Genomic DNA, 20789 nt, shown 5'->3' on the forward strand with positions numbered 1-20789 from the left:
ATAAAAAAGGCAATAAAAAGACCTACGTCTTTCCATTGCCTTTAAGCGTCTAAAAAACTTTACCCGAAACCAGACTATAGCCTTAACCTTTGTTAAATCTATAACCTATTTCTTCTATCTAAATGCTTATTGAATTGTCTATAATCTTTATCTAAACCTGTCATTTGCTGTAATGTCTGGTTAAATTTTTTCATTCATTTCGTTTCCTTTTTGATCTCACGGGATCAAGCTTAAAGGCGTATGTTACTATTTAATTTTCTGTTTCATATAGTAACATAGTCCTTTTAAATTGTCAATAAATTCTATTTAAGTATATTTTAAAATTTCCTCATTCCTTTGTAGGACAACCCATGCACCGTTTTCTAAAAGTTCCTCTTCTGTCCTAAATCCCCAAGAAGCACCTAGTCCTTTAACCTGTGCATTTTGGGCTGTCTGCATATCTACATCTGAATCTCCTATGTATAATACTTCATCTGACACCCTCTCATACTTTGTCATAATTTGACGAACGACTGTAGGATCTGGCTTATGTGGAATGCCTTCTCTTTGTCCCCATACTTCTATAAAAGTATCTGGCTTAAAGCATGCCCTAACAACTCGTAAAGCCTGTGGATGAGGTTTATTGGTAACAACAGCTAACTGTATACCGCTCATTTTAAGCTTCTCTATGGTTTCAAGTATTCCCTCATAAGGTTTTGTATAATCGGTTAAATGTGCATCATAATACGCAATAAAAGATTCTTTAATTTTATTAATTTCTTCCTCCGTACGAGCCTCACATGGTAAAGCTCTTTCAATAAGTTTATAAACGCCATTCCCTACAAAATATTTATAGGCCTCTATAGGATGCTGCGGATAGCCATGCTCCTTAAGTGCAACATTGGTACTCACAGCTAAATCTTCAAGTGTATTAACGAGTGTGCCATCTAAATCAAATAGAATTAATTTAATTTTATTCATTAAGCTTCCTCCATTCTTCTCTTATTTTAACATTGTATAAGTTTTTTACATACTCTTTCATAAAATATTCTTAAGTTCTTCTCCTTATAAAACACCCCATATTTAAAAGGCTAACACTCTATAAAAGGGAACCACTTATATAGGGTTCCCTTTTATCTTTCACCTAGGTTTAGCTCTTTTCTTAAGCCTTTTCCTTTAATACTTAGGTTGAATGTTTCTTATAATCAATCCACTTCGAGGCGATGATGGAATATTTGTAAGACTATAACTTAAATCTTGTTTAGGAATGTCAAATTTCATTTTATGGATTAGAAAGTCTAAGCTTACCTTCATAAGCTCTATTGTGATCCCTTCACCAGGACATCTATGCCCTGTAACTAAGTTACCTCCACCTTGAGGAATAAAGTCAAATACATGTGCTCCCTGGTCTTTAAAACGTTCTGGTCTAAAAACATAGGGGGCATTCCATATATCCTCATTGTGGTTAGTACCATAAATATCAATAAGAACAAGTGTCCCTTTCTTAAATTTACATCCACGCCATATAAAGTTTTTACGTACGATTGCTCCTAAAAAGGGTGCAAAAGGATAGTAACGTCTTACTTCCTGTACAAACATTTCTAAGTCACGCTCATCACCTTGGCCTAACTTTTCTTTAGAGTCTTCATGCTCATAGAGTGCTAAAGCTGTAAAAGTAATAAAGATTGAAATAGCAATAATAGGACGTAGCAGATTAATCAGTTCTATGGCTGCCATTTGAACATCTAGTACATTTCCTTCTAAGTCTTTATAAGTAGCTGCCTGATAGAGCGCTAAATGGGGTAGGATGTGTCTCTTTCCTGTCCTAACCTCTTCAATCAAGCCTTTTATCCATGCCTCAGTTCTCTTCCTTGCCCTTTTTCCTTGCCAATACTTTGGTCCTACTGCTCCTATAGCATTCACCATGGCGTAAAAATCGTCTGCTCGCCTTTTAACCTCGGATTGCCCTAAAGGTACACCCGCCCACTCGCATACTGCCTCACACAAAATATATTTGACTTCATCTAAAAGTACAATCTCATCAGTAGCTTGCCATCTTCTAAGTGCCATCTGCCACTTTATCTTTGTAATGCTTACTAGCCTTTTTTGACCCGCTTCATTAAGTAGGTCTAAGAAAAATAGCCTTCTATGCCTATGCCTTTCATCATCCATCGTTTGAATCGCATTAACACCAAAGAGTGTCTTCTGTATACGTTTAGGTAAGGCTCCTTTTCTTTGAAAGAGTTCTTCATTATAAAATAATTTTGCTGCATGCTTCCCACTTATACAAATTACTTTTTTACCTAATAATCTTGTTTCAAAAATAGAAGATTGATAAGCCTTCACCCTATTAGGAATAAAGAGGTAGCCCTCCTTTAATAACTTAAGCGTATGGTCTATCCCTTTCTCCTGAGGGATTATCTTATTGGTCAACATATCCCTGCACGTTCCTTTCTCCCTTATCAAAGGGTATGTTCAAAACACTTATGCCAGGCCTATGCATCATCCTATTTGATTTAAAACTCAAATTTAACAGGTCTTAAAAATAAATCAATAAGTACCTTAGAAGTTTCTTTATGCTCAAACAAAATTTCATAAAGGGCATGGCAAATAGGTAGTTCTACTTCATATTCCTGTGAAAGATGGTGCAGTGCTTCTACAGTTGCGACCCCTTCTGCTAGTTTATGAAATGGAATACCTTTTACATAGTCTTCCCCGAATCTTCTGTTATTACTATGTGGTGAGAAAAGTGTCGCTTCATAATCTCCCAAATGGCTTAAACCATAAATGGTAATATCATTGCCGCCCATTGCACGTACAATTCTAGAAAGTTCTCTTGTTCCTCTTGCCATAAGGGCTCCTTTAAGGCTGCTATACCCTGCTCCATCTAGCATACCTGCTGCAATACCCATTACATTTTTAGTAGCTGCCCCTATTTCATTGCCGATTAAGTCTTGCCCATAATAAAAGCGAATTAAATCACTATTAAAGGCTTCTACCACTTTCTTAGTTACGCCAATCTCATCACTTCCAACAACCATACAGTTAGGAATATTTCTTGTAAAGTCCTGTACATGTCCAGGCCCTAACCATACACCAACATGAGCAGCAGCGCCCATTTCTTCTTTGAACACCTGTGTCAAGCGCTTACCTGTATCAGCCTCTAATCCTTTCATACATAATACAAAAGTTTTATCTTTTAAACCTGGCAGTTTGCTTACTGTTTTTAAAAACGAACGTAGTTGCTGTGCGCTAATGGAAATTAAAATAATCTCAGCACTCCTTACTGCCTCTTCTAAATCATCTGTAAGTCTTACAGACTCTGGTAGTTCTAAATACTCATTTTTATGTTCAGCCGTTAACGTCATTAAATTCTTTGATCCTGGTCTTCCCCAAAGTGTTACGGTATGGTGCACGCGATTTGCATACCATGCTAGGAAAGTTCCCCATCTTCCACACCCTAATACGGAAATATTCATTAAAGTATCCTCCTCTTATGTTTAAACTTGCTTCTTTTATATATTAGTTCCTAAGCACTGATCAAATATACCTGCACATTCAATCGTATCCTTATGTGGCATAATACTACTTTCTAATGCCCCTCTTTCCATGCAACCTATCATCTCTTTAATTTGGTACTCAAAACCATTATCATGCGGTTTTTGGAAGTGTTCTACCACGCCCTCTTCAGTATATATAAAACACTCCTGTGTATAATGCATATTTGGAATATGGATATAACCCTTTGTCCCATAAACATATAGACTATTTGGACAGCTTGCTGTAACCATACACTGTAAATTCGCTATAGTGTTTTCAAATTTTAAGGTAATACTGTTTACTTTATCTACACCTGTTTCGGCATAAGTTGTCATAGTTTGAACTTCTTGTATAGGCGCTTGAATAAGATATGTCATAATTTCAATAGCATACACACCTATATCATACATGGCCCCACCTGCTAATTTAGGATTCATAATGCGATTTTCTGGATTGCTATCTGCTTTAAACCCAATAAGACAGTTGGCAAGTTCAATCTCTCCTATTCTTCCCTCTAAAATCCACTCTCTAGCCTGCTTAATAGCTGGTAAAAATCGAGACCACATAGCCTCCATCACAAATACTTTTGCTTCTCTCGCTGCACGAAATACTTCTTCCGCTTCTTTTTTAGTTAAAACAAAACACTTTTCACATAGAACAGCTTTTTTATGTTTAATACATGCCATAGCATTTTCATAATGAAAGTTATGTGTTGTAGCAATATAAACTGCATCAACCTCTGGATTCTCTAAGAGTGCTTCATAAGTGTTATAGCTTAGTGCAATGCCCTCTTCTTTAGCAAATGTTAAAGCTTTACCTTCTGTTTGACTCGCAACGGCAATGACACTTGCACCTTCTACGCGTTCTACTGCTTTGCAAAACTTATGTGCAATGCGACCCGCTCCTATAATTCCAAACTTTATAGCCATTTTAATCCTCTTTTCATAAATAGATATTTTATTAAAATTGAAATAAGCTTTATGTAGGTATGCGCTTATTCACATCCAGCCTATACAAAAAGAGCTACTTAAAGAGCTCTTTTACTTTGTTCAAAATTCTTTTTTAGTGCGCCTTAGATTTCTACTCACTGACCTATACTAGGAGTATAATCAGTTTAAAGATCCAGTTAGCTGCAATACCTGCGAAGATTCCCCCTACTGTATGGGCAAAGATTGCCTTTCCTGTAAGTACTCTACATTTTAAACTATCCATCATCGCTGTATGTGTACTTAAATACCCACTCCAGCACATACACATGGCTGTAAACACTGCGATATCATTGGCATTTGCAAGCCCTTCACTCACTAAGTTGGGTATAAGGCCAATAGCTGCACCTGCTGCACCTAGTGATGTGATCGGAACAGCAATAGCCTCTGGTGAGGAAAAGCCGAATAGAGGCTGTAATAAGAAGTTTAATTTTTCTCCTATAATAGGTAAAATCCCTACTCCCTCATAAGCCGCACCTGTATAAATACCACTTGCTGAAGGACCATTAGTAAGCATTAAAACAAAGGTACAGATAATGAGTACACCTGGTATAATTGCCATCCCCATACCTACACCTGAATGCCCACCTTCAAGAAGTGCATTCATAAAACGTTCACCAAAGCTTCCTGTTCTTACTTCCCTGTAGTTAATGAGGTCGATACTTTCATCAATAACCTCTTCACACCAAGCTTCAGTGCCATAATATTTCTTAGTATAATGCATCATAAGTTTTGTACTTACAATACTTCCTATAATAGCTCCTACATTACCAATAACAACAGCAATTCCTAAATGCTTTTCTACTCCTGGAACACCTATCATAAAGACTGTAATCATAAGCCCCATACCAAAAGCTGTACCTAAATTAGTAAGAGCTGGTAATTGATATTTCTTAAAATACTGCCTAAAACGTTTATCATCACATAAAGTTAAAATAGCTGGATTATCTGAAAAATAAGTGGTTAATACACTCATAATACTGGCACCTGGTAAATCATAAAGTGGTTTCATCAGCCTTGAAAGAAGCTTATTAATAATAGCTAAGCCCCCAAACTCTGTTAAAACCCCAGCAAAAGCTCCAGCTATAACCGCAATAGCCATAATATAAAAGACTGTTCCCATTAAAAGGTCATAAGAAGTATTAAGCATGGTATTAAACATATTGGCTACTCCCATTTTTCTTCCTAATAAAAATAGCCCACCAAATGTAACAATAAGACAAATCATGCCTTCTATGCTTACAGCCTTTTTCAGTACATAGCGTACTTCTTGATTCTCTTGTTTCTTTTGTGTCATTTCGTGTTGTCTCCTTCTAGTTGTCAGTTTCTGCTCTTACTTCCAAATATGCATATAATTGCTTTTATCTACACCTGCATCTTCAAAAGTTCCCATACCTAATAAAGTGTATTGTGCCATATCTAATAAATTGAAAAGAATCGGGCAACCACTACCTTCTCCTAATCTCATATCTAAGTTAAAATGTGGTTCAAGCCCTATATGCTGTAAAATAAGAGCCATACCGGCTTCTTTAGATAAGTGTGACGCAATCATATAGGCTTTGGTTATAGGTGCCAGTTTATAAGCTACAAGTGCTGCTGCAGCTGCAATAAACCCATCAATAACAACTACTTTACCATGTTTAGCAGCTGCAATATAGACACCTACAAGGCCTGCAATATCTAAGCCTCCCACCTTTGCTAGTACATCAATGGGATCCGCTATAGTAGGCTGGTGCACTTTAAGAGCTGTTTTAATAGCCTCTACTTTATTATGATATACTGTATCTAAAGCACCCGAACCTTTACCTGTTACCTTTATAATCTCTTCTTCTAACAAAGCCGCTGTAATAGCTGCAGATGTTGTGGTATTTCCTATACCCATCTCACCTGTTCCAAAGATTTCATAGCCTTTTTCAATAAGTTTTTCAGTCTCTTCTATCCCAACTGAAATAGCCTGCAAAGCTTCTTGTTCAGTCATGGCAGGCTCTATAGCCATATTTTTAGTTCCATAACACACTTTACGATTATGAATAAGAGGATGACTAAAGTCTGCCTTTACACCAACATCCACAATATGTATATCTGCTTTAGCAAATTCACTAAGCCTATTCATTCCTGTAATGCCTCTTGTAAAGTTATAAGTTACCGTTGCTGTTACTTCCTGAGGACAACTGCTTACACCCACATCGCATACCCCATTGTCACTGCACATAATAACGGTTACCTTAGGCTGCGTTTTAACCTCCACCGTTCCCGCAGCACCTGCAAACTGAATCATTAAGTTTTCAAGCTTCCCTAAAGCCCCAACTGGCTTAGTAAGCCCATCTAGATACTGCTCCATCTGCATCATGGCTTCCCTATTTAATGGTCTTATTTGCTCTATATAAGCTTTTAGACTTTCTCTATTCATCTCTCTTCCTCCTTCTCATTCCTTAGATTGTCTGTAAAACCCTTCAGTCACTTCCTCTATAGCATTTGACTCACTATAAGAAGGTAAACCATTACAATCCATTCTGTCATCTGACTTGCTGCTCCTAAGCAATCTCCATTTAGCCCTGTAAGCTTATGTGTAAATTTCTTATTTAAAAGAACTGCCACGCCGTAAACAAGCCCTAAGCCAATTACAGCGAGTTCCCAAGGTAAAAGTATGCAACCTATAAATAAAAATAGAACTAAATTCACAAAAAGTCCTGCTTTAGAAATATTTTCAATCCATAAAGCTCCAAGGCCCTTTTTAATATTCTTGCCAATATCACATAAAACACATACCGTAAACTTAGCACTAATAGGGACCCATATAATAAGAAGAGGCATATCCTTTAATAAATAAAATCCAACCATATGAAAAGCAAAGTCTATCATAAGTGCCAGTACACCAAAGCTCCCTATCCTGCTATCTTTCATAATTTCTAAAGTTCTTTCAGTATCTCGATTGGCTCCAAAGCCATCAAACACATCTGCTAGCCCATCTAAGTGCATGCCTCCTGTAATCCAGATCCCACCTATAGTCGCTAAAAGTGCCCCTAGTAAAGGATCAATCTGCATACCAAGGCTAAAGAGTAGCCACTCTAAAGTTCCTATTATAAGACCTACAACCGTAAAAAAGCAGAGCGCCCCTTTAAAATCAGAAGGCTCTGCCGGCATATTGGCTCTAATAGGGATACGCGTTAGAAACTGTACCCCTAAAATAAACTGCTTTAATTTTTTCATCTTTATTCCCACTCTCTTTTAGTAGTTCTCCCTAGATAAATCTAAATACCAATAATTGTGCTCATAACATGTGGTTACCACTGTACCGGTATGTACATTAAACTTCCAGAACATATCTAAATTGCCCCCTAGCATATAGCATATAGCCATACGAATAGTTCCTGCATGACACACTACAATAGCATCTTCTCCTAATGCCTCTAGTTCTTTAATGAAGCTTACAACACGTTCATACTGCATCCTTGCACTTTCTCCTTCTGGAATGCAGTAATCCTGCCAGTTCTCATCCCACATTTTACACTCATGAGGATATTTTTTGCCAATTTCTCCATAGTTCATGCCTTCAAAAATCCCCATGTTACGCTCCAACAACCTGGCATCTGCTTTAAAATAGACATTTGAAAATAATATCCCTGCCGTTTCGATTGCTCTTGCTGCGGGACTGGTATATACATTAATACAATCATTAAAGTTTGTTTGAATTTCTTTAATTTCTCTTACGCCTTCAGGTGTAAGGCGTACATCTAACTTTCCATAATAGTTGTTCTTTTCGTTTTGTTGTGTTTTACCATGTCTTACCCAGTAAATTTTCATGGTCTCACCTCTCACATTTTTCAAGTGCTTGAATTAAAACAGTATTCATCTGTGGTGTTTTAATACCAATGCGGTAGTACTGCGCTGAAAGTCCTCTATAATTACCACAGTGCCTAATCAGAATACCCTCATTTGCTAACTGCTTATGAATATCTGGAATAGGTGATTTAAAAAATAAGTAGTCCGCATAAGAAGCATATACTCTAAAGCCTAACCTCTTTAAGGCTTCTTTTAAATAAGTTCTTTGCTCCTTAATCATGCTTAATGTTTCTTCTTTATAAGCTATATCTTCCAGTGCTGCTACACCTGCTAGTTGTGCCAGTGAAGATACTGCCCAAGGCTGAGCTGCCTTTTGCAGTGCATCTTTTAACACCTTATCACCGATTAAGGCATATCCTAATCTAAGGCCAGCCATCCCATAAAACTTTGTAAAAGCTTTAAGAATCGTTACATGCTTACTTTTCTCTACTTCTTCTATCATACTATACGCACTATCCTCTTCTATAAAATCCATAAAGCATTCATCTACGATCATTTGAATATTATGCGCTTCACATTTTCTAAGTAGTCTAAGCATAAGCGATTTAGGTGTAAGCTGTCCGGTAGGATTATTAGGATTACAAATCCAAATCATATCTAAATCTGGGGTTAGAAGCTCTAATAGGTCCTCTTCTACCTTATAATCTGTTTCTTCTTTTAAGTTATAATATGAAATCTTACATCCCACCTGACTTAATGCGAGCTCATATTCAGCAAAAGTAGGTGCTAGTATTAAAGCGTGCTTAGGCTGACAGACGTAGGCTAATCTAAAAATCAAATCCGCTGCACCATTCCCACATAAAATATGCTCTTTGTCCATCTGGTGCTGCTGGCTTAAGGCTTCAATCAGCTTTCTACATAAGGGATCAGGATAAGCTACTGCTAAATCAATATGTTCTATTAAGGCCTTTCTAACTTTAGGTGAAAGCCCTAGTGGATTAATATTAACAGAGAAATCCATAATCTCTGTATCTTTTTTATTTAATTTTTCGGCGAGTGTAAAAATATCGCCACCATGTATCAGTGCCATGTACGCTCCTTTATAAACAAGTTAAGTTTTTATAAAATGATTAGGATTAATAAACGTATAAGACTTAGTACAATTAATGTGCATGTACAAGTGCTATACATAAGCTTATTCGTACGTTTAATATCTTCTGCTTCTACACTTCTTAAGGCATCTCCTATAGTAGGTTTTTTGCAAAGTTTGCCAAAATAGTATGCATCTCCTGCAAGCTGAATACCTAGTGCCCCTGCACACACTGCTTCTGTATGTGCACTGTTAGGACTTTTATGATTATAGCGGTCTCTTCTATAGATCTTATACGCCGCTTTAGCATCATAGCCACATAACTTGCTTGCTGCAATCATCATATAGGCACTGAGCCTTGCAGGAATATAGTTGACTACATCATCTAGTTTAGCCCCAAAAGTACCAAAATATTGATAGCGTTCATTTTGGTAACCAATCATAGAATCTAAGGTATTTATTGCCTTATAAGCAAAGCCAAGTGGTACCCCGCCAATAAGAAGGTAAACAAGTGGCCCTACAATACCATCGGAAGTATTTTCTGCTACCGTTTCAATAGTAGCTTTTGCCACACCTTCTTCAGTAAGGCTCGCTGTGTCTCTTCCTACAATCATGCTAACAGCATAACGTGCACCTTCTAAATCATGCTTTTGAAGTGCCTTATAAACCTTCATACTTTCATCCTTAAGGCTTTTGGTAGCAAGTGCTTGATAACACAAAATCACACTTACTATCCAACCAATAAGAGGATGAATACCATAAGCAACTTTTAAAATAAGCCATGTCGCTCCAAAAGTTATCCCTACCACACCTATTACAAGAATTATGCCACCTATACGTTCACCCTTTTTTGTCTTAGGTAGTATACTTCTTATGTGCTTTTCTCCCCTTGAAATCATCTTACCAATCCATCTAACAGGATGAGGGAAGTTATGTGGGTCTCCTAGTATTAAGTCTAAAATAAATCCACTTATAACAATCAAAATAATTGAATCCATATAAATCCTTTCTCTTTGTTTATTCTACTTTACCATCTTTACAATTTACCATATGTTATATAAAAAGTAAAAGGCTTAAAATATCCATGTAGTTGTCTGAAGTATAGGAAATAGTGAATTCATCTATCTGTCTTGCCCCTGGATAAAAAGAATATTTGTAAGCATCTTGATGCTTGTTAAAAACAATCTTTAGGTTAAAGACTTCTGGTATTTTTACATCACTTTGCCAACCTACTTTCTTAAGATCTAATAGACTCTCTTTAACTGTTTTTTCAATGCGCTCTAGTGCAAGGTCTGGGTGAATACTAATCAATCCCCCGCCAAAGCCTTCCTGTACAGCTACGGTTGCAATCTTATCATCAAACTGATTTACTTCTCGTACAAGACCACCATCTCCTGTTACAGCTATAATAGGTACACTTAATAAGTAAGCTACATAAGCATATAAAGTAAATTCACTTGCTGGTTGATTATTTAAATAAATCCCCCTAATTACATTTGGAAATAATGTATGTGCAAGAGGAGAGGTATTCGATAAGCCTTGACTATGGTAACCAATAAAAATAATACCATCAAAAGTATCATCAAGTCCTTCTACCATATTATAAGGATGATTACTCCATCCTGATAAAAGTTTTGCATTTCTAGGCAATAAGTTCCCTAAAAGGTTATGACCTTCTCCATGTGCATCTTTAATAACAAAATCCAAAGCACCTGCACTAATAGCTCCCTTACATGCTGCTACTACTTCCTTTGTCATACGTTCCTTTGCTTCATACGGTGGCACGTCGGCTGCCATATTCCAGTTAGAAATGCCTGTAATTCCTTCAATATCTGCAGTAATAAATAAACGCATACCTTTCCCCCTGTCTTTTGTATCTTTTGTTTATAGTATATCAAACGTTTATAATTATTTCCATTTTTCTATTATGTTTTAAGTAAAAAAGTAGTATACTAAAGCTATTCAATTTCTTTATTTTGAAAGGAGTAAACGATGTCAACTTTAATTAAACGTAGTGATGTTGCACTTCAAGATACATGGTGCCTTGAAGATATTTTTACAACAGATGATCTTGTAAAAGAAGGTATGAAAGAGGCTAGAGCACTTCTTGACGGTTTTAAAGTATATGAAGGTAAACTCACTTCTTCTGCAGAAGTTTTATATGAAGCACTTCAAAAAAGTGATGAGGCAAGCAAGCTTGTTGAAAAAATTTATGTATACAGCCATATGCGTCTTCATCAAGATGGTGGCAACAGTTTTTACCAAGATTTATCAAGTCAAAGCGAAAAGCTTCTTGTAGACTTCCAGACTGCTCTTTCTTTTGTAAATCCTGAACTTAGTACACTTACTGAAACGGATGTAGAGAAGCTTATCGCTTCTTATGAACCCCTTAAACTTTACAAACGTAGTCTAGAAGAAGTACTTCGTCAAAAAGAACATATTTTAGATGCTAAAATGGAGGATGTACTTTCTCAGTTCAGAGAAATTGCTACTGCACCAAGTAATACTTATGCTATGTTCAATAATGCGGATATTAAATTCCCTATTATTCAAGATAGCCAAGGTACTCCTATCCAAATTACTCACGGTAACTTCATTGACTTCTTGGAAGGTCATGATCGCAGAGTAAGAGAAGAAGCTTTTAAAGGTGTCTATCATACGTACTCAAGCTTCAAAAACACATTAGGAACTAACTTTGCAGCTAATGTGACACAGTACAGCCTTTTTGCTAAACTTAGAAATTTCAAATCTCCTCTTCATGCAGCTTTAGATGCTAATAATATTCCTGTTGAAGTATATAATAATTTAATTCATACAATGGGCGAACATATGAATCTTATGCACCGTTATATGGGGCTTCGTAAAGAAATCATGGGTGTAGATGAACTTCATATGTATGACCTATTTGTACCACTTGTAAGTGATTTTACAAAAGAAATTACTTATGACGAAGCCTGTAGCATTGTGCTAGAAGCCCTTAAACCACTTGGTGAAGACTACACTGCTCTTGTAAAAGAAGCTTTCGAAAATCGCTGGGTAGACAAGTATGAAAATGAAGGAAAACGTAGCGGTGCTTATTCATGGGGCTGCTTCGATGCACCACATCCTTATGTTCTTATGAACTATACAAATAATGTAAACAATCTCTTTACTTTAGCACATGAGATAGGTCATGCAATGCATAGTTATCTTTCTTCTCATACTCAACCGTATCCATATGCAGACTACTGTATCTTTGTAGCTGAAGTTGCTTCTACCGTAAATGAAGCGCTTCTTATGCAATACCTTCTTAAAACAACAACAGATGAAGCATTCCGTAAATACCTTGTAAACTACTTTATGGAACAGTTCAGAACAACCATCTACCGCCAAACTATGTTTGCTGAATTTGAAAAAATGGTTTATGACATGCATATGGAAGGTGTTACTTTAACAAGCCAAACTTTATCTGACACTTACTATGCCCTTGTTAAAAAATATCATGGTGATCATATGGTAGTAGATAGGGAAATTGCTATGGAATGGGCACGTATTCCTCACTTCTATACACCATTCTATGTTTACCAATATGCAACAGGCTACTCTGCAGCTATTGCTTTATCTGAAAGCATCTTAAGCGAAGGTGAAGAAGCTGTTAAACGTTACAAAAACTTCTTAAGCGGTGGTTCTTCTAAAGACCCTATCGACCTGCTAAAAGATGCCGGTGTAGATATGAGCACACCAGCACCTATTGAAGCAGCACTTAAAGTCTTTGAAAATCTTATTGAGGAAATGCGTAGTCTTTAACCAATACCGCATCCCCATCTTATAAGAATATAGAAGCTTATAACAAATAAACCAAGCAGAATGTTCCGTGTTACCATGGACTTTCTGCTTTTTTTAGTCCAAAAACTATATATAAGTAACACAGCTAATACAGGTAACATGACATAACCATTAAACCAAAGCATAATCTCACTATGCTTCCACCAATCCATAAACTGCTCTTGTAGAATATTCATTCCAAAAAAGCCTGTTACAAAAGTGGGGATAACAAGTGCTGTACCTATAATAGTCAAAAAATCCATTTTCCCTTTAGATTGTGCCTTATCAATTAAAGTAGCATATTCATGAATTTCCTGCATTTCAAAATCCAGTTCTTTCACGCCTCTTTCAATACTTAACTGCCTTAAAAGTTCATTATAAATATAGCTTCCTTGTACATCTACTGTTACCTCATTAAAGCGCATTTGACTGATAAACTGAATATAAATTTCATATAAATTCCCTATAGCAGATACCAATTCGTTTTTAGGTAGATCTGCAATAAAAGCAATCTGATTACCAAAATGAAGCAATGAAGCTTTCTGCATAAGTGCTAAAATCACAAGCTGATTATAAAGCTTGCTTTCTTTATTAGACTCCATCATACAAACTAAAGAAAATCTACTAATCCCATAAACGACTTTAGGTAAATCTAAATAAGTTGCGCCTTCTAGTAGCTTCTCTTTTTTACTAAATAAAATAAAACTATTTAAAAAGCGTTTAGAAACTACCTTATTTTTAACATCTCTAAGAAAACTAGGATTTTGATACATACATAAAGCAAACATACGATTGCCAAATAAGGGCTCTACAAAAAGCTTACCTTTTTCTAGAAACTTATAGTCAAAGATAAAACTTGGTCCTAATACTTTCCTAATCATGTCACAAATACACATAGGTGCTTGCTTATAGTCTTTTTCGAACTTTTCTACTATCTCTTCATGCGCATTAAAATGAATAATGACCTCTTTAGGAAATAAGTCTTTATGCGCATTTTCAAGGGGAAGCTTATAAGGATAGACGCTCTTACTTAAGCTATTAATAGCTATAATATCTTCTGGATTACCATATTCTTTATTAAGACATTTAAAGCTTAAAAGTCCTATACCATTTTTATATAGCCTAAGCTCCATGTTTCTCAGTACTGTCTTATATGTCTTTTCTCCTACTTTAATCTGAATAAAGCTTTCTTTCTCTATTCCCTGTTTTTCATAGTTATAAACCATACTCTTGCCTTCTACATCATAAAGCATCTGAAAGGCTGGCTTATAAAAGTATACATATTCATTATAACTTTCATCTGTTAAAGCTTTAAATACCCTATCCTTCCATCCTTCTAAGGGAATTCTGTCCTTTGTTTTTTCATGTTTATGTCCTTTAAGTACCTGTCTTCCACTAATATTTTTAAGTTCCCATGAAAAAGGAAGATAAAATACGTGAGTACTTATAATACTATCTTGCATACATGATTCATCCCATCATTTACCTTTTATTAGTTTAACTTATCTGCTAAGTTTATGTAAAAAGAACATAAAAAATACCCTGACTCGTTCTATAAACGAATCAGGGTATTTCGATTAAGTATATTTAGTTGCTACGCCTTCAATAAAGGTTGGGTAAAGCACGAAAGCAATTTCTAACATCCATACAGCACTATTAAGCACTGCCTTGTTTACATCTAATTCCATGCGCTCATGCATGGTATGACAATTTGCTATTTCCGCTTTATAACTTTCATTTTCCATATAGATATAAGCATCTATTCCTTTTTTTCTAAGCTCATTCCATTTTTTAAAGATAAGACTAATATCAAAATGCTGAGTAAGGTCTCTAATATGACGATGCATATAAACCTCATACTTACGATGCTGTCTTAAAGATAAATCATGAAAGTTATGCGCATAGCAAAAGGTATCACTAATATAATGACTCATAATGCCTGCCGCATAAGATATAAGCCAAATAGTATAACGTCTCTTATGCACAAATTCTGTAAAAGACTCCCATTCTTTTGCTGCAATTTTTATATTATGTGCTTTGAATCTTCTATGTGGTGCTAGGTCAGGCATTCCTGCCCCTAAACTGATTGCTTTTTCATTAAAAGTTATAGGAAGATACGCCTTAACAAGTTCATACGCTGTATGAGCTATAACTTGATGTGTCTTAACTTTCAATTACCTAACCTCTTTTCCTTTGTTATAATATGCTCTTTAAACTCTATGAATAGGTGTAAGATTATAGCGATTAGCAACCGTAACCTGTAAGTCTTTTCCTATTTCTATCTGTTTCTCTAGTAGAGCATTTTTAGCACTTAAATACGCTAAATCTGGAAGATTGTTCTCGTTGCTAAGATGCCCAAGTATTGCCCATTTTAAGTTTGGATGATAAATATGAGCCAGTACTTTTGCTGCAAGCTCATTATTTAAGTGCCCATAGTCGCCTAATATACGTTGTTTAAGTGGAAAAGGATAACTTCCTACTTCTACCATATTCACATCATGATTAAACTCAAGGAGTATACCATCTGCATTATAAAAACGCTCTACTATTTTCCTGTCCACTTTTCCCATATCTGTTGCAAGAACCATTTTTTTACCCATATACTCAAATACATAGCCTACAGGATCTACAGAGTCGTGATAAATGCTATAAGGTGTTACCATTAACTCTCCAAAGTAAATAGGCTCATCTTTAGAGATAATTCTTTGATTATGTTCTTTGACTTTACCAAGCATTTGAGCACTTTCCATACGCTCCCAAGTAGGTTTTGTTGCATAAATAGGTAAGTCATATTTACGACTTATAATACCTACACCTTTGATATGATCACTATGTTCATGTGTAATGAGAATACCTTTTAGTGTAGTAGGATCAATATCAATTTCGGTAAGTCCTTCTGTTACACGTTTCCCACTTACACCAACATCTATCAGTAATCTTTGTTCATCAGCATGTAGATATGTACAGTTTCCACTACTCCCACTTGCAATGGGACATAAATAAAATTCCATTTCAGTCCTCCATTTTAGTCACGCTTATTTTGTTACATATATGTAGTTTATCATATTCACCCCTATTCGTATACGTTTAGCTCACTCAAAAAATAGAGGGCAAAAAACTGGATAAACCTTGACTCATCCAGCTTTTTGCCTCTTTATTAATTATTTTCAATAAGTACTTTTTTATCCTCACTACAAATCACCTTACGTTCAAATCCTGTAAGATATGTCTTTAGAATGACTTTACCACCCCAAAGAGCTTGAATATGTTTAAGTGTTTCCGTAGCATAAGAAAGCTGAAGTTCACGCCCATCATAAATATGTCTGAGAATGAGTGTATGATCACCACGCTGCATATCTTCTACAATAATATTAGGAATACTACCTACTCCTACATTATTAGCAAGTGTATTACGTACCTGCCTCCAGCCATCTTCATTAGATACTTCTGTAATTACATAATAGCGCTCTTCTTCTTCAAATTCAAAAAGGTTAGCTGTATTAGCAAGGTCATAAGTTAAATAATTACGAATAAAAGACGCATCTCTTTCCACGCTTCTAATACGTGCAAGTTCCTTAAAACTATGGTCATACTTTTCATAAAGGTCTTCCCAAATTTGAAACCCTATAAAATAAGGATTAAGTCTACCGGGTACACTACAAATAACATTATTATGATGTTTCAAAAATTCAATTTGCATACCGGAAGAGAGTCCTAATTCATTAACAATATGATAGTGCCAAAAACTTGCCCATCCCTCATTCATAATTTTAGTTTCAATTTGTGGGGTAAAGTATCTACTTTCCTCCATAACAATGAGTAAGATGTCTTTTTGCCACTCATTAAGCTCCCCTTCTCTCCATAAGAATTCTAACAGGTTCTCATAGGGATATTCTATTTTCTCTTCAAAATTAGTAGTCAGCTGGCAGAAGGCACCACAATGATATTTAATAGAGTGCGCCGCATCCAATATACGTTCCACTTCTTCATAACCTATGCTGGGATCTTGAATATATTCTCTGATACGATTGGCATGGTTTTTAAACATGTCAATCGTTAAATTAGCCCTTGTATACTCTTTGAAAAGACGGTTATTCTTAAAAAAGTCGTTATGCCCATACACATGAGCCATAGTCAGTATTTGTAATACTAAACTATTATCTTTCATTAAGTAGGCAATACAAGGATCGGAATTAATAACCATCTCATAAGGGAGCCCTGTCAAGTTATACTGATAAAGTGTCTTAATGCGCTCGTAATTTTTCCCATAACTCCAATGTGGATAATGAGAGGGCATCCCTACATAAGCTTCATAGCAAATCATATCTTCAAAACTAATAACCTCAAACTCCTGCTCATAATAGTCAAGGCCTATTCTTTGAGCAATTTCTTCTATCTGGGTATTATAGTCCATTAACTCCTTCAAAGAATAGTTCATTACGCACCCCCATCTTCACTTGTTCGCTTCTCAATTTTCAGCATATCCATAAAGGCTTTCCACACGTCTTCCTTCTTGAAGATTCTAACAGCTGAAAAATTCGTTTTCTTTACTTCTTCCATATATTTATTCATAATAGTACTCGTATAAGTACTAATTTTAATTTCACCATACCCAAAGAGATTACATACATCACACAGTTCATTAGCCAATACTACTGCCTGTTCATTATCTTCTCCCCAGTTATCTCCATCACTACAATGAAAAGCATAAATATTCCAGCTGTCTGGAGGGTATTTTTCTGCGATAACGTCTAGTGCTTTTTGATAGCCACTACTAATATAAGTCCCTCCACTTTCTCCTCGATGGAAAAAGTCATCTTCTGTTACTTCCTTAGCTGTAGTGGTATGTGCAATAAAGACAATCTCTACATTAATGTATTTAACCTTTAAGAATTGATAAAGAAGGAAATAAAAACTTCTTGCTAGGTACTTCTTCGTATGTCCCATAGAGCCAGAGGTATCCATGATACAAATAACAACAGCATTAGAATCCCTTTGCATCTTAATCTTTCTTCTAAAATATTTCAGATCATCTTCATGAAAAGGTATTCTCTCATTAGTAACCTCAAGACCAAGCTCATGTGCTGCACGCTGCAAGCACTTCTCCCTCTTGATTTTAGCCATCATAGTATGTTTTTTAGAAAGGCGGGGAGGGATCCCCTTTTGCTGAATACCCCATTTTTTACTACTCGCCTCTGATTCTATTTCTTTAAATTTCTTTTGCTCTAGATAGGGCAAATCAAGATCTTCAAACAAATAATGAATGGCCTCATCTATGGTAATTTCTGTTTCATAGATGTCTTCACCTTCTGCATTGCCTGCCCCTTGATTCTGACCACTTTCATCTCCTTTAGCTACACGTTTTCCTTTTTCTTCCTTTCCTGTTCCAGCCCCAATATTTTGCTGATTCTTACCATATCTAAAATAATATTCTTTAACCCCTTTAATAGGAATTTTAATCTTCTTATTTTTAGTCTGTCCAATAATACTTTCTTCAGAAATAATGCTGCCTATATTCTCTTTAATACTCTTTTCTACTAATTCTTTATGCCTGCGTCTATCTTCTACACTCCTATCTCTGCTATTCGGTTGAAACTCTTTAAAAATAGCCATGTGCATCACCTAGTCTTTCCAAAGGTTATTGGCAGCATATTTCAAAATAACGTTACAACAGTGGTCACAGTAACCATTATTCTTCATTTCTTCAACCATTGCATCATACTTCTCATTTTGCTCTTTATCTCTTACCTTACTCTTTGTAATAATACGAGAAAGTTCTCTTACAGACGCTGTAAGTTTCTTTTCTATTGCTTCTTTAAGGGGTTCATAAGATGTATAATCTACACTTGTACCATTACGAATAACTGAGAACATATAGGCTGTTACATCTTGTCTAAAGCCTTTAGCACCACTTTGTGTTACACCAATCTGCTCTTCTATAGAACGCATGAATACTTCATCAGGTGTTAACTCTTCTCCTGTACTGCTGTCTTTTAGCTTTGTTTTATTCACATAAGCCTCTGCATGGTCTAAATAGTTATTAAACAAATCTTGAGCCTGTTCTTTGTAACCATGAATAAAGGCTTTCGTGACTTCTTTTTCTAACATCTTATGATATTCTTTTTTAATCGTATCCTGCAAAAATCCTAAATAACGTTTTTTAAGTTCATCCGATACAGCCATTTCTTTAATTTCTTTTAAGAGTACTTCCATTAGGCCGATAGGGTTAATACAGTCATATTCAGACTCTGATAAAGCTGTATCAAGAGCTTTAGAAATAAATCTTGTTGAAATACCTGACATACCTTCTCTTTCAGCTTCATCTTTTAGTTCCATAATATCGATACGTTTTGTTGTTCCTTTTTCAATAATTTCTTCTCCATTATAAATTTTAAGCTTAGTCATAGGATCAACCTTTGCAGATGGGCCAAGTCTTGTTAAAATAGCAAACATAGAAGCAATCTCAAGTGTGTGCGGTGCAATATGCGCTTCAAAATTAGAACTTTTAAGCATCTTACGATAAATCTTCACTTCTTCATCTAATTCTAAGCAATAAGGCACTTCTACCTTAACAATACGGTCTAGAATAGCTTCGTTAGTATGATCAGATTTAAACTTATTCCACTCCGCTTCATTAGAATGGGCTAAAATCACACCATCAAAATAAATCATAGCCCCTTTACCTGGTGAAGGGATATTTTTCTCCTGGGTAGCTGTAATCATCGTATGGAGATACTCCACATCATTTTTGAAAACTTCAATGAATTCTACTAATCCCCTATTTCCTACATTAAAAGCACCATTTAAAGAAAGTACACGTGGGTCATCCTCTGGATATAAGTCCATTTTTGAAATATCGACTGAACCAACTAATACAGACGTATCTTGATTATTAGGATCAACAGGTGGCACAACACCTATTCCTTTACGTGAACGAATGGAATAATCTGTTTGACTTACTGGAAATCTTTCATATTCTCCTTTAAACTCATGAATTAAGCGGTATCGACATACAGGACATAAGTCTCCTTCAATTTTTACTCCTAAAATATCTTCAAATGCTTTACGACTGTGTTTAGGAATAAGATGAAGTGGCTCTTCTCTCATAGGGCAACCTTCTAGTGCATAGATTGGCTCACTATTTTCTACTAAGTTCTTAATACTATCAATTAAAGAAGATTTTCCTGCACCTACTGGTCCTACTAGGTAGAGCACCTGCCTTGCTTCTTCTCCTTGCATAGCCGCAGAATGTAAATACCTTACAATCTTCATCAAAGTCTTATCAATGCCAAAGAAATTGTCTTTAAAGAAATGATAGCGTTTAAGAGTATCCTTTCCATAGATTCTTCTTAGTCTAGGATTTTCTTCCGTTTTAACGAACTCAACCCCTTGATCTACTATTAAATCATAAATACGTTTATGCGCCAGCTTATAAAGTTCTGGATGTTCATATAAAATATGTAAGTAGTCAAGAAAAGTTCCTTCAAAATGTTCAACTTTCCTTGACTGCCTATCGTTTAAAATCATCTTAGAAAAATCTACCATATATTTAATCACTCCTTTAAAAGTGTATAAACTTACTTATATCAAATATATGGCTTAAACTA

At 35.7% G+C, this 20789-nt stretch carries 18 protein-coding genes; 1 reads left to right on the top strand and 17 read right to left on the bottom strand.

Annotated features, from left to right (window positions below; translation table 11 throughout):
- Positions 1 to 306: 306 nt before the first annotated feature.
- The 11 genes from ACLTBU_RS04380 to ACLTBU_RS04430 all read right to left on the bottom strand — a co-directional run bounded on the left by ACLTBU_RS04380 (position 307) and on the right by ACLTBU_RS04430 (position 11232).
- Positions 307 to 960, bottom strand: coding sequence for an HAD family hydrolase (locus ACLTBU_RS04380; RefSeq protein ID WP_412217799.1), 654 nt, complete (start codon positions 958 to 960; stop codon positions 307 to 309).
- Positions 961 to 1155: 195 nt separating this feature from the next.
- Complete coding sequence (locus ACLTBU_RS04385) at positions 1156 to 2415, bottom strand: cytochrome P450 (RefSeq protein WP_412217802.1); 1260 nt, start codon at positions 2413 to 2415, stop codon at positions 1156 to 1158.
- A gap of 80 nt (positions 2416 to 2495) precedes the next feature.
- Positions 2496 to 3458, bottom strand: coding sequence for an NAD(P)H-dependent glycerol-3-phosphate dehydrogenase (locus ACLTBU_RS04390; RefSeq protein ID WP_249331190.1), 963 nt, complete (start codon positions 3456 to 3458; stop codon positions 2496 to 2498).
- Positions 3459 to 3494: 36 nt separating this feature from the next.
- Positions 3495 to 4448, bottom strand: coding sequence for a Gfo/Idh/MocA family protein (locus tag ACLTBU_RS04395; RefSeq protein WP_249331189.1), 954 nt, complete (start codon positions 4446 to 4448; stop codon positions 3495 to 3497).
- A gap of 163 nt (positions 4449 to 4611) precedes the next feature.
- Positions 4612 to 5802: a hypothetical protein gene (locus ACLTBU_RS04400; RefSeq protein WP_249331188.1), complete on the bottom strand. Its 1191-nt coding sequence runs from the start codon at positions 5800 to 5802 to the stop codon at positions 4612 to 4614.
- A gap of 36 nt (positions 5803 to 5838) precedes the next feature.
- Positions 5839 to 6915 carry a nicotinate-nucleotide--dimethylbenzimidazole phosphoribosyltransferase gene (gene cobT / locus ACLTBU_RS04405; RefSeq protein WP_412217806.1) on the bottom strand — a complete coding sequence of 359 codons (1077 nt, stop codon included), beginning with the start codon at positions 6913 to 6915 and terminating at the stop codon, positions 5839 to 5841.
- Positions 6916 to 6971: 56 nt separating this feature from the next.
- Complete coding sequence (cobS, locus tag ACLTBU_RS04410; protein WP_177671135.1) at positions 6972 to 7715, bottom strand: adenosylcobinamide-GDP ribazoletransferase; 744 nt, start codon at positions 7713 to 7715, stop codon at positions 6972 to 6974.
- Between the two features lie 18 nt (positions 7716 to 7733).
- The gene (locus ACLTBU_RS04415) at positions 7734 to 8309 is read right to left on the bottom strand and encodes a histidine phosphatase family protein (RefSeq protein WP_177671136.1); all 576 of its coding nucleotides are present in this window, start codon (positions 8307 to 8309) and stop codon (positions 7734 to 7736) included.
- Positions 8310 to 8313: 4 nt separating this feature from the next.
- Positions 8314 to 9378 (bottom strand): threonine-phosphate decarboxylase CobD, encoded by a 1065-nt coding sequence (cobD, locus tag ACLTBU_RS04420; RefSeq protein ID WP_412217810.1) that lies wholly within the window; start codon positions 9376 to 9378, stop codon positions 8314 to 8316.
- 29 nt (positions 9379 to 9407) lie between these two features.
- Positions 9408 to 10376, bottom strand: a complete 969-nt coding sequence (gene cbiB, locus ACLTBU_RS04425; RefSeq protein ID WP_412217813.1) for an adenosylcobinamide-phosphate synthase CbiB — start codon at positions 10374 to 10376, stop codon at positions 9408 to 9410.
- A 55-nt stretch (positions 10377 to 10431) separates the two neighbouring features.
- Positions 10432 to 11232, bottom strand: coding sequence for a M55 family metallopeptidase (locus ACLTBU_RS04430; RefSeq protein ID WP_177671139.1), 801 nt, complete (start codon positions 11230 to 11232; stop codon positions 10432 to 10434).
- Positions 11233 to 11370: 138 nt separating this feature from the next.
- On the opposite strand from ACLTBU_RS04430, the gene pepF reads away from it, so the two are divergent.
- Positions 11371 to 13164: an oligoendopeptidase F gene (gene pepF, locus ACLTBU_RS04435; RefSeq protein WP_412217816.1), complete on the top strand. Its 1794-nt coding sequence runs from the start codon at positions 11371 to 11373 to the stop codon at positions 13162 to 13164.
- Here pepF and ACLTBU_RS04440 read toward each other — a convergent pair.
- The 6 genes from ACLTBU_RS04440 to ACLTBU_RS04465 form a co-directional block, all read right to left on the bottom strand.
- Positions 13161 to 14645 (bottom strand): hypothetical protein, encoded by a 1485-nt coding sequence (locus ACLTBU_RS04440; RefSeq protein ID WP_412217819.1) that lies wholly within the window; start codon positions 14643 to 14645, stop codon positions 13161 to 13163. The two genes, pepF and ACLTBU_RS04440, sit on opposite strands and share 4 nt — an antisense overlap.
- Before the next feature lie 114 nt (positions 14646 to 14759).
- A complete protein-coding gene (locus ACLTBU_RS04445) occupies positions 14760 to 15356 on the bottom strand; it encodes a zinc dependent phospholipase C family protein (protein WP_412217822.1) in 597 nt (198 codons plus the stop codon).
- A 36-nt stretch (positions 15357 to 15392) separates the two neighbouring features.
- Positions 15393 to 16193: an MBL fold metallo-hydrolase gene (locus tag ACLTBU_RS04450; protein WP_320650847.1), complete on the bottom strand. Its 801-nt coding sequence runs from the start codon at positions 16191 to 16193 to the stop codon at positions 15393 to 15395.
- Positions 16194 to 16339: 146 nt separating this feature from the next.
- Positions 16340 to 17620, bottom strand: a complete 1281-nt coding sequence (locus ACLTBU_RS04455; RefSeq protein WP_177671144.1) for a SpoVR family protein — start codon at positions 17618 to 17620, stop codon at positions 16340 to 16342.
- Positions 17620 to 18795 carry a sporulation protein YhbH gene (yhbH, locus tag ACLTBU_RS04460; RefSeq protein WP_177671145.1) on the bottom strand — a complete coding sequence of 392 codons (1176 nt, stop codon included), beginning with the start codon at positions 18793 to 18795 and terminating at the stop codon, positions 17620 to 17622. The genes ACLTBU_RS04455 and yhbH overlap by 1 nt, the downstream gene beginning before the upstream one ends.
- 9 nt (positions 18796 to 18804) lie before the next feature.
- Entirely contained in the window at positions 18805 to 20727 is a 1923-nt protein-coding gene (locus ACLTBU_RS04465; RefSeq protein ID WP_249331179.1) for a PrkA family serine protein kinase, read from the bottom strand.
- Between the last annotated feature and the right edge of the window lie 62 nt (positions 20728 to 20789).

The sequence above is a fragment of the Zhenhengia sp. genome (genome assembly GCF_046966505.1).
GTDB lineage: Bacteria > Bacillota > Clostridia > Lachnospirales > Cellulosilyticaceae > Zhenhengia > Zhenhengia yiwuensis.